This window comes from Pseudactinotalea sp. HY158, assembly GCF_009660225.1.
Lineage (GTDB): Bacteria > Actinomycetota > Actinomycetes > Actinomycetales > Beutenbergiaceae > HY158.
In genome coordinates, this window is record NZ_CP045920.1 from 1,391,015 (window position 1) to 1,404,131 (window position 13,117).

The 13,117-nt window shown below is 70.8% G+C and carries 16 protein-coding genes; 6 read left to right on the forward strand and 10 right to left on the reverse strand.

Annotation, left to right across the window (positions count from 1 at the left end; translation table 11 throughout):
- Positions 1-14 precede the first annotated feature (14 nt).
- Both GCE65_RS06170 and GCE65_RS06175 read right to left on the reverse strand, forming a co-directional pair.
- Positions 15-1,349 (reverse strand): AI-2E family transporter, encoded by a 1,335-nt coding sequence (locus GCE65_RS06170; RefSeq protein WP_153877765.1) that lies wholly within the window; start codon positions 1,347-1,349, stop codon positions 15-17.
- A 115-nt stretch (positions 1,350-1,464) separates the two neighbouring features.
- Positions 1,465-1,971: a tRNA (cytidine(34)-2'-O)-methyltransferase gene (locus GCE65_RS06175; protein ID WP_153877766.1), complete on the reverse strand. Its 507-nt coding sequence runs from the start codon at positions 1,969-1,971 to the stop codon at positions 1,465-1,467.
- Positions 1,972-2,084: 113 nt separating this feature from the next.
- Between GCE65_RS06175 and GCE65_RS06180 the strand changes: the two genes are divergently transcribed.
- The 5 genes from GCE65_RS06180 (at position 2,085) to GCE65_RS06200 (ending at position 6,964) form a co-directional block, all read left to right on the forward strand.
- Positions 2,085-3,107, forward strand: coding sequence for a magnesium and cobalt transport protein CorA (locus GCE65_RS06180; protein WP_153877767.1), 1,023 nt, complete (start codon positions 2,085-2,087; stop codon positions 3,105-3,107).
- Positions 3,108-3,200: 93 nt separating this feature from the next.
- A complete protein-coding gene (locus GCE65_RS06185) occupies positions 3,201-3,995 on the forward strand; it encodes an amino acid ABC transporter ATP-binding protein (protein ID WP_152818781.1) in 795 nt (264 codons plus the stop codon).
- A gap of 69 nt (positions 3,996-4,064) precedes the next feature.
- Positions 4,065-4,949 (forward strand): glutamate ABC transporter substrate-binding protein, encoded by an 885-nt coding sequence (locus GCE65_RS06190; protein WP_152818782.1) that lies wholly within the window; start codon positions 4,065-4,067, stop codon positions 4,947-4,949.
- Between the two features lie 96 nt (positions 4,950-5,045).
- Entirely contained in the window at positions 5,046-5,720 is a 675-nt protein-coding gene (locus GCE65_RS06195) for an amino acid ABC transporter permease (protein ID WP_153877768.1), read from the forward strand.
- On the forward strand, positions 5,717-6,964 hold the full coding sequence (locus tag GCE65_RS06200; RefSeq protein WP_153877769.1) for an amino acid ABC transporter permease: 1,248 nt from the start codon (positions 5,717-5,719) through the stop codon (positions 6,962-6,964). The genes GCE65_RS06195 and GCE65_RS06200 overlap by 4 nt, the downstream gene beginning before the upstream one ends.
- Here the strand turns inward: GCE65_RS06200 and GCE65_RS06205 are convergent.
- From GCE65_RS06205 to GCE65_RS06225, 5 genes are all read right to left on the reverse strand, one after another.
- Positions 6,927-7,376, reverse strand: a complete 450-nt coding sequence (locus tag GCE65_RS06205) for a hypothetical protein (protein WP_152818784.1) — start codon at positions 7,374-7,376, stop codon at positions 6,927-6,929. The two genes, GCE65_RS06200 and GCE65_RS06205, sit on opposite strands and share 38 nt — an antisense overlap.
- Positions 7,373-7,855, reverse strand: a complete 483-nt coding sequence (locus tag GCE65_RS06210; protein WP_153877770.1) for a pilus assembly protein — start codon at positions 7,853-7,855, stop codon at positions 7,373-7,375. The genes GCE65_RS06205 and GCE65_RS06210 overlap by 4 nt, the downstream gene beginning before the upstream one ends.
- The gene (locus GCE65_RS06215; RefSeq protein WP_153877771.1) at positions 7,852-8,262 is read right to left on the reverse strand and encodes a TadE/TadG family type IV pilus assembly protein; all 411 of its coding nucleotides are present in this window, start codon (positions 8,260-8,262) and stop codon (positions 7,852-7,854) included. Before GCE65_RS06215 ends, GCE65_RS06210 begins: the two co-directional genes overlap by 4 nt.
- Positions 8,259-8,477 (reverse strand): hypothetical protein, encoded by a 219-nt coding sequence (locus GCE65_RS06220; RefSeq protein ID WP_152818787.1) that lies wholly within the window; start codon positions 8,475-8,477, stop codon positions 8,259-8,261. Before GCE65_RS06220 ends, GCE65_RS06215 begins: the two co-directional genes overlap by 4 nt.
- A gap of 121 nt (positions 8,478-8,598) precedes the next feature.
- Positions 8,599-9,678, reverse strand: coding sequence for a YihY/virulence factor BrkB family protein (locus tag GCE65_RS06225; protein ID WP_194928847.1), 1,080 nt, complete (start codon positions 9,676-9,678; stop codon positions 8,599-8,601).
- A gap of 127 nt (positions 9,679-9,805) precedes the next feature.
- Between GCE65_RS06225 and GCE65_RS06230 the strand changes: the two genes are divergently transcribed.
- The gene (locus tag GCE65_RS06230; protein ID WP_152818789.1) at positions 9,806-10,015 is read left to right on the forward strand and encodes a hypothetical protein; all 210 of its coding nucleotides are present in this window, start codon (positions 9,806-9,808) and stop codon (positions 10,013-10,015) included.
- A gap of 36 nt (positions 10,016-10,051) precedes the next feature.
- Here GCE65_RS06230 and GCE65_RS06235 read toward each other — a convergent pair whose 3' ends face one another.
- Genes GCE65_RS06235 through GCE65_RS06245 form a run of 3 tightly spaced genes read right to left on the reverse strand, consistent with a single transcriptional unit; the run spans position 10,052 to position 13,073 of the window.
- Positions 10,052-10,981: a type II secretion system F family protein gene (locus tag GCE65_RS06235; RefSeq protein ID WP_153877773.1), complete on the reverse strand. Its 930-nt coding sequence runs from the start codon at positions 10,979-10,981 to the stop codon at positions 10,052-10,054.
- Positions 10,978-11,838 (reverse strand): type II secretion system F family protein, encoded by an 861-nt coding sequence (locus GCE65_RS06240; protein ID WP_152818791.1) that lies wholly within the window; start codon positions 11,836-11,838, stop codon positions 10,978-10,980. The genes GCE65_RS06235 and GCE65_RS06240 overlap by 4 nt, the downstream gene beginning before the upstream one ends.
- Positions 11,826-13,073, reverse strand: a complete 1,248-nt coding sequence (locus GCE65_RS06245) for a CpaF family protein (protein WP_152818793.1) — start codon at positions 13,071-13,073, stop codon at positions 11,826-11,828. Before GCE65_RS06245 ends, GCE65_RS06240 begins: the two co-directional genes overlap by 13 nt.
- Positions 13,074-13,117 lie beyond the last annotated feature (44 nt).

Below are 13,117 nucleotides of genomic sequence, written 5' to 3' on the forward strand. Positions count from 1 at the left end.
GCGGCTGCGGCGCCTCAGTCGTGCTCGCGGTCGGCGACCTTGCGTTGTCGCATCGTCTCGCGGGCCCGGGTGAACTCCTCGTCCGGGACGGGCTGGTCCTTGTCGTGCAGCGCCGAGTACACCGCCCACACGACCGCCACGAGGGGGATGACGATGACCGCGCCGAGGATGCCGGCCACGAGGGTTCCGGCCGTGACGGCGACCGCCACGACGACCGGGTGCAGCGACACCTGCCGGCCCATGACCAGCGGCTGGAGCACATGGCCCTCGAACTGGCCGATGAGCGCGATCCCGATGGTCACGATGATGGCCGAGACCCAGCCGTTGGCGGCGAGGGCGACGATGGCGGCGATGATCATCGCCGCCGGGGCGCCGACGAGGGGGATGAACGCGCCGATGAAGACGAGCACCGCGAGCGGCAGCGCGAGCGGCACGCCGACGATCGAGAGCAGGATCGCGGCGAGGATGCCGTCGGACAGGGCGATGATCACGGTGCCGCGGGCGTAACCGGAGAAGGTGTACCAGCCGGCCTCCGCGCCGAGGATCCAGCCGGGGCGGACCCGGGCGGGCAGCTGGTTGATGAACCAGTGCCACATCTCCGCGCCGCGGGCGAGGAAGAAGATGGTGACGAAGGTCGAGAGCGCGAGGGTGGCGAACACCTCGACGATCGACCCGGCGCTCGAGGCGGCCGAGGAGATGACGTTCGACTGGTTCTGCTCGAACCACTGCAACGCCTCCTGCCGCCACTGGTCGAGCTGGTCGGGGGAGGTCCACCGCTGCAGCTGATCGTGTGGGAGCCCGAACCGGGAGAGCAGATTCTGCAGGCTCGTGGTCAGGTCGCCGATGCCGGAGGAGAACTGCTGCACGAGCCCCTCCCACTGCCCCGTGACCGAGATGACGACGTAGGTGATGAGCCCGCCCACGACGACGAGGCCGGAGAGGATCGCCGCCGCGGTCGCCAGCCCGCGCGGCATCACCTTCGCGTAGGTGTTGACCACCGGGCGCAGCACGGAGGCGACGACGAGCGAGAGGAACACGGCGATGAAGACCAGCTGGATCTTCGCCATCGCGTACACGAAGAGCACGACGAGCGCGACGACGGCGAGGATCCGCCACGAGATGCCGGCGGCCCTGCGCAGCCAGCGCGGGACGCCGTCGTCGATCGCCTCCCGGCTCTGGTAGCCCACCGGCAGCCGGGCCGAGCGCACCCGGGAGCCCCGATAGGCCGGCCGGGCCGAGGCGAGGACCCGGGAGGTCGGCTCGGACGGGCCCGGAGGATCCGAGGGCGCCTGTGGCACCGAGGGCGCCCGGCGGATCCGGCCCCGACCGAAGGACGGCAGCAGTCTCATGGGGGAAGTCTGCTACGCCCACCGCCCGCGCGCACGACGTTGGGCCGTGTGTCGACGGGTGCCGGCGGGTGCCGACGGGTGCCGGCGGGTGTCGACGGGTGCCGGGGGCGAGCCCTCAGGTCCCGGTGGGGTGGCGGGGAAGCCACCCCGGCGGCGGGGCGGCGTAGTCGTGCTGGCGCCAGGCCTCATAGGCGGCCACGGCGGCGGCGTTGGAGAGGTTGAGCGAGCGGATCTGGGGAAGCATCGGAATCCGCACCGGCGCGGTGAGGCGCGGGTCGTCGAGCACGTGCGCGGGCAGCCCGGTCGGCTCCGTGCCGAAGAGCAGCGTGTCGCCCGGCTCGTAGGCCACGTCGGCGAACGAGGTGGCGGCGTGGCCCGTGAAGGCGAAGATCCGGCCGCTGCCGTGCCGGGTCACGAAGTCCAGCGCCGTCTCGAGGTCGCGGTGCACGTACACCCGGGACAGGTCGTGGTAGTCGAGTCCCGCGCGCCGCAGGTGCGCATCGGTGAGCACGAAGCCCAGCGGCTCCACCAGGTGCAGCGCCGCGCCCGTGGCCGCCACCATCCGGATCGCATTGCCCGTGTTCGGCGGGATCTTCGGCTCGTGGAACATCAGATGGAACACAACGGATCATTCTGCCGTATCGGTGCCGTATCGGTGCCGTATCGGTTCCATATCCGTGCAGGCGATCCGGCGACCGCCCCCGGCGCGGCCCGGCGACGCGTCATGATGGTCCGATGACGATGATCACCAACGCCATCTACGTCGACGGCGTCCGGGCGGCCGAGCCCAGCTCGCTCGAGCGCACGTTCGAGGAGCTGCGCCGGCGGGGAGGGGTGGCGTGGATCGCGCTCTACCGGCCGGACGAGCAGGAGATGCGCCAGGTCGCGGACGAGTTCTCGCTCCACGACCTCGCGGTGGAGGACACGGTCCGGGCGCACCAGCGATCCAAGCTGGAGCGGTACGACCGGACCGACTTCATCGTGCTCCGCCCGGCGATGATCGCCGCCGGCCGGGTCGAGGTGGGGGAGTTGCACCTGTTCGTCGGCCCGAATTTCGTGGTGAGCGTGCGCCACGCCGAGTCCCCCGACCTGGCCGGCGTGCGGGCCCGCCTCGAGGCCGACCCGACCGAGCTCGGGCTCGGCCCGACCGCGATCCTGTACGCCATCCTCGACCAGCTCGTCGACGACTACGCCCCCGTCGTGGCGCACCTGCTCGAGGCGATCGACGACGTCGAGGACGCCCTCTTCTCCGGCGACCGGGACGTGCCCCGACGCATCTACCAGCACATCCGCGACATCATCGCGCTGCAGCGGGCCGTGCACCCGCTCGTCGAGATCCTCGAGCAGCTGACCGGTCACGACGCGATGCAGTCGGCCACGGAGATCGAGAACGACCAGCTGCGTGCCCACCTGCGCGACGTCTTCGACCACGTGCTGCGCATCGCCGGTCAACTCGACTCCTACCGCGACATCCTCGCCTCCGGGCTGCAGCTGCACACGGCCCTCGTGAGCCAGCAGCAGAACGAGGAGATGGCCCGGATGACCGAGACGGCGCTGCGGCAGGGCGAGCAGACCAAGAAGGTCTCCGCCTGGGCGGCGATCCTGTTCACGCCGACCGTCGTCGCCGGCATCTACGGCATGAACTTCACGAACATGCCCGAACTGGACTGGTTCCTCGGCTACCCGTACGCGCTGGCGATCATGCTCGCGGCCGCGACGACCCTCTACGTCGTCTTCAAGCGGCAACGCTGGCTCTGATCCGCCTCGCGCCGGTCCCCTCCGGCTCCGATCGTGTCCGCAACGTTACCGCGCAGCGCTGCGCGGTAGCGGCTGCTGCGTTATGTTCGACCCATGCCAGACGCAGATGTGAGCCCCGTCACCCCCGCGGCCGGCGGCCCGACCCACCGGGGCGAGCCGCTCGTCGTCCTCGACCGCGTGAACAAGCACTTCGGTGAGTTGCACGTGCTCCAGAACATCAACCTGACCGTGCACCGGGGAGAGGTGGTCGTGGTCATCGGGCCCTCGGGGTCCGGCAAGTCCACGCTCTGCCGGGCGATCAACCGGCTCGAGCCGATCGACGACGGATCGATCACCCTCGACGGCCAGGAGCTGCCCGAGGAGGGCAGGGCGCTCGCCCGGCTGCGCGCCGACGTGGGGATGGTGTTCCAGTCGTTCAACCTGTTCGCGCACAAGACGATCCTCGAGAACGTCACGCTCGGCCCGATCAAGGTCAAGCGGATGAAGAGCGCCGCGGCGAAGAAGCTCGCGATGGAGCTGCTCGAACGCGTCGGCGTGGCGAATCAGGCCGAGAAGCTGCCGGCGCAGCTCTCCGGAGGGCAGCAGCAGCGCGTGGCCATCGCCCGCGCCCTCGCGATGCGACCGAAGGTGCTCCTCTTCGACGAGCCGACCTCGGCACTCGACCCCGAGATGGTCAACGAGGTGCTCGACGTCATGGTCGCCCTCGCGAAGGAGGGCATGACCATGGTCGTCGTGACCCACGAGATGGGCTTCGCGCACCGGGCGGCCGACCGGGTCGTGTTCATGTCCGATGGGCAGATCGTCGAGGAGAACGAGCCCGACGAGTTCTTCGCCCATCCCACGAGCGACCGGGCGAAGGACTTCCTCGGCAAGATCCTCACCCACTGACTCCGACCCGTTTCCACCGTGACGAACGCGGCGGCCCACCCGCCGCCCACCATCGAAGGAGAGAATCACATGAAGCGACGACTTCCCGTCCTGGCCGCGCTCGCCGCGACCGGAGCCCTCATGCTCGCCGCCTGCGGGAGCGCCACCCCCGGTGAGGGCGGGGGCGACACCGGCGGTGAGAACACCGCGACCTCGACCGGCGACTCCGGTGACGAGGGGGGCGGTGACGGCATCCGCATCGGTATCAAGTTCGACCAGCCGGGCCTCGGCTTCAAGGACGGCGACACCTACACCGGCTTCGACGTCGACGTGGCCACCTACATCGCCGACAAGCTCGGCTTCTCGCCCGACCAGATCGAATGGGTCGAATCGGTCTCCGCCCAGCGCGAGACGATGCTCCAGAACGGCCAGGTCGACATGATCGTGGCCACCTACTCGATCACCCCCGAACGCGACGAGGTCGTGGACTTCGCCGGGCCGTACTTCATCGCCGGCCAGGACCTGCTCGTGCGCGCCGACGACGACTCCATCCAGGGCCCGGAGGATCTCAACGGCAAGAACCTGTGCTCGGTCTCCGGGTCGACCTCGGCCAAGCGGATCAAGGACGACTTCGCGGACCAGGTCCAGCTGATCGAGCAGCCCGGCTACTCGGAGTGCATCCAGTTCCTCAAGGGCGGCCAGGTCGATGCCGTGACCACGGACGACATCATCCTCGCCGGATTGGCCGCGGCCGACGGCAGCGGCACCATGAAGGTCGTCGGCAACCCGTTCTCCGACGAGAACTACGGGGTCGGCCTGCCCGAGGGATCCGACAAGTGCGAGCCGATCACCGAGGCGATCACCGAGATGATCGACGACGGCAGCTGGGAGAAGTTCATCCAGAAGAACACCGAGGGTGCCAACTACACCCCGAGTGACAAGAACCCGCCCACGCCCAAGCCCTGCGGCTCCTGAGTCGAGGCGGCGGGGCGGGTCGAGTGACCGGCCCCGCCCGCTCCGGCCCGTCGACGACGGGCCCTGATCCCGGCGACCGACGAAGGTGAGGCCCGCGTGAGCGAATTCCTCGACGTGCTCTCCGAGTACGACATCCTGGGGGCGTACTGGCTCAACATCCAGATGGCGATCTATGCCGGCATCGGCTCGATCGTCATCGGTGCTGTGCTCGCCCTCATGCGGATCTCACCGATCCGCTCCCTCCAGTGGGCGGGCAGCACGTACGTCACCCTCGTGCGGAACACGCCGCTGACGATCATCGTCGTGTTCGCCGTGCTCGTGCTCTGGCCCCAGCTCGGGGTGGAGTTCTCGAAGGACTTCCCCACGAACTTCTTCTGGCTCGCGACCCTCGCGCTCACGGTCTACCACGCGGCGTTCATGTGCGAGTCGTTCCGTTCGGGCGTCAACACCGTGCCGGTGGGGCAGGCGGAGGCGGCCCGGGCGATCGGCCTCGGCTTCCTGCCCGCAGCCCGGCTCGTCATCCTCCCACAGGCCTTCCGCGGCTCGATCGCCCCGGTCGGCAACACGGTCATCGCGCTGATCAAGAACACGACCGTCGCCTCCGCGGCGTCCGTGGAGGAGATCTCCATCATCATGGGCGACATGATCCGTGACCACGGCAACTACGTCATGCCGATCTTCCTCACGATCGCGGCCGGGTTCGTGGTCATCGTCATCCCGGTCGGCCTCCTCATGACCTATCTCTCCCAGCGTCTGGCGGTGACCCGATGACCTCCCAGTCCGTTCTGTTCGACGCCCCCGGGCCGAGGGCGCGCCGCCGGCAGGTCTACGGCAACATCGTCGGCGCGCTCGTCGTGTTGGGCATCGGCGCCTACGTGATCTGGCAGCTCGCCGACCACGGGCAGTTCGCGGGCGAGCTGTGGGAGCCGATCTTCACCGCCCGGGCCTGGAGGTTCTACTTCCTGCCGGGGCTGCAGAACACCGTGATCGCGGCCCTCTACTCGGTCGTGCTCGCGCTCGTGTTCGGGATGCTCTTCGGCGTCGGGCGGCTCGCCGCCAACCGCGCGCTGCGGTGGGCCTGCGGGATCATCGTCGAGTTCTTCCGGGCGGTGCCCGTGCTCATCATGATGATCGCGGCCTGGTTCCTGCTGTCGGGCTTCGACGTCATCCCGTCGGAGTCCGCGCCCATGTACGCGGTGATTATCGGTCTCACCCTGTACAACGGGGCGGTCATCGCCGAGCTCGTGCGTTCCGGGGTCTTCGGGCTGCCGAAGGGGCAGCGGGAGGCGGGCCTGGCGATCGGGATGACCCGGGGCCAGTCGATCCGCTCGATCGAGCTGCCGCAGGCGCTGCTGGCGATGCTGCCGGCCCTCGTGAGCCAGTTCATCATCATCCTCAAGGACTCGGCCCTCGGCTACATCATCACCTACTCCGAGTTGCTGCGCGCGGCGCGCCTGCTCGGCAGCGACGCCCCCTACCCGATCCTGCAGACGATGTTCGTGGCCGCCGTCATCTTCATCGTCCTCAACTACGTGCTCTCGCGCATCGCGGAGGCGATCGCCGGCCGGATCGGTCGGCGCACGAGCGGCAGGTCCCGGGCCGCCGGGGCCGCGGTCGAGGGCAACGTGACCGCGCCCGCGCTCGGCGTCGGCGGCCGCGAGGAGAGGAGCCGGGGCGCTGATCGCGTCTGGACGGCGCCCGCTCGCCCCGGTCGTCGACGTGGACTCCCGCTCGGGTCGCCGGGGCTCGTCGGCGGGCCGCGCGGATCGCGCGGGGAACTTCTTGCGTCGTGGCGACCAGGGATGTTCCCCGCTTGCGCCGGTGCGGGGTGCGCTCCACCGGCTGGGGAACTTCTTGTGTCGTGGCGACCAGGGATGTTCCCCGCTTGCGCCGGGGCGGGGTGCGCTCCACCGGCTGGGGAACTTTTTGTGTCGTGGCGACCCGGGATGTTCCCCACGCCGCGTGCGGAGCGCCAGGTCAGTCGGCCCGGGCGAGGCTCACGGCCTCGATCGTGAATCCGTCGCTCCAGGGCACGAGCACCCAGGGGATGAGCGGGGGCCGGGCCCGGCTCGTCACGTGCACCCGGGCGGTGCGCCCGTCCGGGGTCGTCGCCGAGACGACGCGAAGGTGCTCGAAGCGCGACGTCGTCGTGGCCGGTGCGCCGGCGAGGTAGTCCGCGACCGAGGCCGCGACGCTCGCATCACTCAGGGTGACCTCGGATCCCGGATCGTCGAAGTAGAGGTCCTCGTCGAGGGCGTCGGCGGCGTCGGCCGCCATCGAATCGGCCAGGTCGAACAGCTGCTTCCGTTCGAGGTAGATCGATGCGATCGACCCGAGCACCATGACGAGCGCGAGCACCACGACCCCGAGTGCGATCGAGAGCAGCAACACCTGACCCTCGTCGGAACCGGCCCGCCGCATGCTCACGGTCGCTCCCGGAATCGGTCGATGCCCGTGGTCGCGCTCGCCTCGATCCGCACGGACGACCTCGTCGCGTCGGCGACCACGTCGGGCAGCAGCGGCAGATCCACCGTGGCCGCCACGGCGACGTGGACATACGCCCCCGGGCTCAGGCACGGGTCGTCCGAGCAGGTGACGGCCACGGCGGCCTGCGGATCGACGTCGATGCCCTGGTCGGCGAAGGCCAACTCGACGGCCTGATGCATGGTGACCAGGGCGTCGTCCATACTCTCGGCCGCGGCGATGATCCGCCCGGCCTCGCGCGCGGCCCCCTCCGCGGCGAATGCGGCGGCCTCCACCCGGGCGAGGGTGAGCACGAGGTAGACCGTGGGCACGAGCAGCAGGAGGGTCACCCCGAGGAACTCCACGACCGCGCTGCCCGAATCCCCGCCCGCGGCCACCCGCGCCAGGCGTGCCCGGAGTCGGGCGAGGGGCCGGCCGGTCATTCGGCCACCGCCCGGCCGGAGACGTCGACGACCGCGGGGCCGAGCAGGCCGAACAGCGGCAGCGGGGCCCGCACGTGGATCACGACGGCCTGCCGGGCCGGGCCCGTCGACGGGTGCAGCGGCGTGTACTCGGCCCGGACGTCGGCGGCATAGGCCGCCGGCAGGGTGCCGGTGATGAGCTCGCGCGCGCGGCGGGCGCCGTCGTCCAGGCCGCTGCCGTACCGGGCCGCGTATCGGGCACCCTCGGCGGCGCTGTCGATGAGCACCGTGCGCACGTGCAGCGCCAGCGCGAGTTGCATCACGCCCACGCACAGCGTGATCACCAGGACGCTCACGAGCACGAAGTCGACGATCGCCGAGCCGGAGTCACTCCGGCGGTGCTCCGGGGCGGCGCCGGCGGGACTCATGCCCCCAGGATGCGGTCGATCGCCGTGTTGAAGACGTTCGTCAACGCCTCGCCCGCGAGCGCCCAGATGAGGATGACGAGTCCCGCCGTCATGACGACGATCATCACCCAGCCCGGGATGTCGCCCCGGTCCTCGCGCACGAGCCGCTGCCACGGTGCGGGTCGTGGCGCCCGGTGACGGCTCCGGTCGCCGCGCCGGAATAGTCGACGGGTCATCGTTGACTCCTCATGTGACACTCCTCGAGTCTGCCTGAGGATCCACGCTACGCGGCCGGGAGTCGAAATGGTGCCGGTTCGGGGGCCTTGTGGATACGGCGGGTGGAGGGAGTGCGGGCGGCTACTCCGAGCCGGTCGAGCCGGTCGAGCCGGTCGAGCCGGTCGAGTCCGCGGAGTCCCGGCCGGCGAGGCGGAGCCGGCGCCCGGCGTCGATGTCGGCCTGCAGCCTCCGGTCGCCCTTGACGATCTTGGCGTCGTCGCGCACCGGCAATTGAATGTCCCGCTCCGCGGCGATCCCGGCCGCCAATTCGCGGGAGCGCTCGAGCTCGGCGTCGAACTCCGCCCCGAAGACCAGGGCGAGGTTCGTGATCCACAGCCACAGCAGGAAGATGATGAGGCCGGCGAACGCGCCATAGGTCGTGGCGTAGGAGGCGAAGTTCGCGAGGTAGAGCCCGAAGCCGACCGAGGCGACGATCCACACGACGATCGCGACCGCGGCCCCGGCGCTGATCCAGCGAAACCTCGGCTGCTTCACGTTCGGGGTGGCGTAGTACAGCAGGGCCACGATGATGAGCACGATCACGAGCACGATCGGCCACTTCGCAAAGCTCCACACGGTCACGACGGTCGAACTCAACCCGATCGCCTCCCCGATCGCGGCGGCCACGCCGCCGGAGAGCACGAGCATGAGCGCGGCGGCGACGACGAGCACGAGCACCGCGAGCGTCACGAGGAGCATGAGCGGGCGCAGCTTCCAGACCGGCCGTCCCTCACGGACCCCGTAGACCCGGTTCACGGCGCGGCTGAACGCGGTGACGTAGGCGGAGGACGACCACAGGGCCGTGACCAGGCCGAAGATCAGGGCCAGTCCGGCGCCCGGAGCGGTCGCGAGCGATCCGATCACCGGCGCGATCGTCTCCGAGGCGGAGGATCCGAGGACCCGCTCGAGCACCGGCATGACCGTCTCGAGGGTCTGCTGGCGTTGCCCGAGAATGCCCAGGAGGGAGAGCGCGGCGATGAGGCCGGGGAAGACCGCCAGCACCGAATAGTAGGTGAGCGCGGCGGCCAGGTCGGTTCCCTGGTCGGACAGGAACCCGCGGACGGCGCGACCGGTGGCGTAGCGCCAGCCGGCGGGCGGGATCTCGGCCGGCGATCCGGAGGCGGTGCTGCGCTCGGAACTCGGCGTCGGATCGGTGTTCACAGGGCCTCCAGGTGATCGACGCTCGACTGCCACGCTCCTCGGTTCCCAGCCTACGTGCCCTGGTGGCGGGGGGACACGGTGTGGCACGGTTGACGGGAGGGTCGGAACGACAGAACGGACGACGCTGATGAGAAGGTCATGGGCGGACCAGCCGCCACGCATCAAGGTCCTCGTGTGCGCGCTCGCCGGGATCCAGCTCGGACTGCTCGGTGCGGCCCACTGGGACCTGTCCCACCGTGACGCGGCGCAGATCCGCGGCTCCAAGGGGAGATGGCGCGCGATCACGTTGATCAACTTCGTCGGCCCGATCTGGTACTTCGCGAGAGGTCGGCGCTGACGCGCCCAGCCGCTCACCCGTCCTCCCACCCGGGCCTTACCCGAGCGAGAGCACACTCAAGCCCGGGAACAGCGCGAAGAGCACGGTGATCGGGAGGATGAGGAAGACGACCGGGATCATCATGGCGACCTCCTTGCGGCCGGCCGCCTCCATGAGTTCCCGGTGCCCGATCACCCGGGCGTCCACGGCCTGGGACTGGAGCACCTCGGCCAGCGGCGTCCCGCGTTCGATGGCGGTGGCCACCCCGTCGGTGAACCGGGCGATCGCCGGCAGGTCGGTGCGCCCGGCCATCCGTTCGAGCGCCTCCGCCACTCCCCGGCCGGAGCGCACGTCGGCCAGGGTCCGGTCGATCTCCGCCGCGAGCACCCCCGAGGTCGTGGCGGCGAGTCGTTCGAGCGCCGCCAGGGGAGACTCACCGGCGCTGATCGCCAACGCCAGCAGCTCGGCGACCGTGGGGAACTCGGCCGCCATCGCCCGCTCCCGGTCGCGCACGGCGCGGGTGAGCAGGTGGTCGCGCAGGAGCGCCCCGGTCAGGGCGCACAGGAGCACGAGCACCGTGAGCGGCACGAGCCGCACCCCGCGGGTGGCACCGACGAGCAGAGCGAGGGCCAGGCCGCCGGCGAGCCCGCCGACCGCCCACAGCACCTGCTCGATCCGGAAGGCCTCGACGTTCGGCTCCGAGCCGGTGCGCACGAGCCGGCGCTCGATCGAACCCGACCGTGATCCGAGCCGTTCCAACAGCCGTCCGATGTCGGTCAGCACCGGTGCGATGATCCGCTCGACGTACGGGAACGGGGTGGCCCGGGCGGCGAGCAGCGCGGAGGTGGCCGGAGCCTCCCGCAGGTAGGGGCCGACCCGGTCGATGAGCCGCGGCCGGCGTGCACTCACCCGCCAGGCCACGAGCGCGGCGCCCAATCCGAACAGCAACCCCACGACCGCGCCGGTCGCGCTCAGGCTCTCGGTCATCGCAGCACCCGCGCGTCCTCCGGCAGCCGGCCGATGCGGACCATGAGTGCGTAGGCCACGACGGTCACCGCGGCGCCGATGACGAGCACGACGACCCCGGCCGCGGTGTCGAACGCGCGGGCCGTCTCCCCCCTCGTGGCGAGCAGCGCGAGCACGATCCAGGGTGCGACGGCGGCCACGCGCGCACCGTTGACGGTCCAGGACTGGCGGGCGGCGAGTTCGGCCCGGGTGCGCAGGTCGTCGCGCAGGAACTGCGAGAGCGTGCGCAGCAGCCGGCCCAACTCGGTGCCGCCGACCTCCCTCGTGAGGCGGAGCGCCTCGATGATCCGATCTGCCACCGGGTCGGCGAGCCTGTCCTTGAGCAGGTCGAGGGAGTCCGAGAACCGGCCGGTGGCGCGATAGTCGGCGGCGAAGACGGCGAAGTCGGGCCGGAGTTCGGCCGGGCCCCGGTCGGCGAGCGCCAGCATCGCCTCGGGCAGCGACATGCCGGCGCGGATCGCGGAGAGCAGGTCGTCGACGACGTCCGGCCACAGTTCCCGGACCTCCCGGATGCGGCGCCGGGCCCGGAACTGCACGTAGCCCGCGGGAGCCGCGGCCGCCATGAGGGCGAAGGAGCACGAGACCGCGACCGAGCCGCTCAGGGCGAGCCCGCCGAGATAGACGACGAGCGCGAGCCCGATCGAGACGGCGGCGAGCGCCGTGGGGGTGACCTGATGCATGCCCGCCTGCGTGAGCCGGTCGTGTGCCCGCGCCCGCCAGGAGGACGGAGCAGACTCCTTCGGTGGCGGCGGATCCCAGCAGGACCACCAGATGCACACGAGGCCCGCGCCGAGCAGCAGGCCGGTCACCGTGCCCATGAGCGCTCCGGGGCGGGCTGGAGGAGATCGGCCAGGTCGTAGCCGAGCCGGTGGAACCGCTCCTCGTGCGGGGGCATGCCGTCGCCGCGCGCGAGTCGGCCCTCCCGCAGTTCGAACAGCGTGGCCGTCTCGATCACGGAGCCCTCGACGCGACCGGTGACGGCGAGGATCTCGCGGGTGCGACGATGCCCGTCCCGATCGAGGTCGAGGTGCACGATGAGATCGATCGCGCTCGCGACCGTCGGCACGACGAACCGGTCGGAGATGTTCTCTCCGGCCAGCAGCGGCAGGGTGCACATCTTCACCAGGGCCTCCCGCGCGGAGTTCGCGTGCACGGTGGCCATGCCCGGGATGCCGCTGTTGAGCGCGATGAGCAGGTCGAGCGCCTCCGCCTCACGCACCTCCCCGATGATCAGCCGGTTCGGCCGCATCCGCAGGGCCTCCTTGACGAGCCGGCGCAGCGGGATCTCGCCGGTGCCCTCGAGGTTCGGCTGGCGGCACTGCATCGCCACGACGTCCCTGCCCGCGGGCCGCAGCTCGAACACCTCCTCGCACGTGATCACGTGCTCCCCGCCGGGGATCGCGCCGGCGAGGCTGTTCAGCGCCGTCGTCTTTCCGGCCTGGGTGGCGCCGGAGACGAGGATGCTCAGTCCGGCTGTGACGGAGGCCTCGAGGAAGGTCGCGGCCGCCGGGGTGAGGGAGCCGAGGTCGACGAGGTCGCGGATGTGGTCGGCGCGGGCGATGTACTTGCGGATGTTCACCGCCCAGTGCCGGCGGGTGACGTCGGGGATGACCACGTGGAGCCGCTCCCCGCCGGGCAGGGAGGCGTCGACGAACGGGGTGCTCAGGTCGAGGCGGCGCCCGGTGGAGCGCAGCATCCGTTCGACCAGGTCGTGCACCTGCCGCTCGGTGAGCAGCGTGGTGGTCAGTTCGGCCTTGCCGTGTCGGGCCACGAAGACCAGGCCGGGTTCGTTGATCCAGATCTCCTCGATCTCCGGGTCGTCGAGGTAGCGCTGGAGCGGCCCGAAGCCCACGACCACGTCGTGCAGGGCCTTGGCGGCCTCGGTGAGGTCGGGCAGCTGCGGAACGATCCCGCGCAGCGAGCGGGTCTCGTAGTCGGCGAGTGCCTCGGCGATGAGCTCGCGGGTCCGGGTGTCGTCGCGTGCCGGGTCGAGTCCGCGGCGACGGATGAGTTCGCGGACCTCGACTTCGAGCAACTGTGCGGCAGTGGACATGGTGAGCCTCGAGGCACCAAGCTACGCGGAAACCGCGGGCGTGT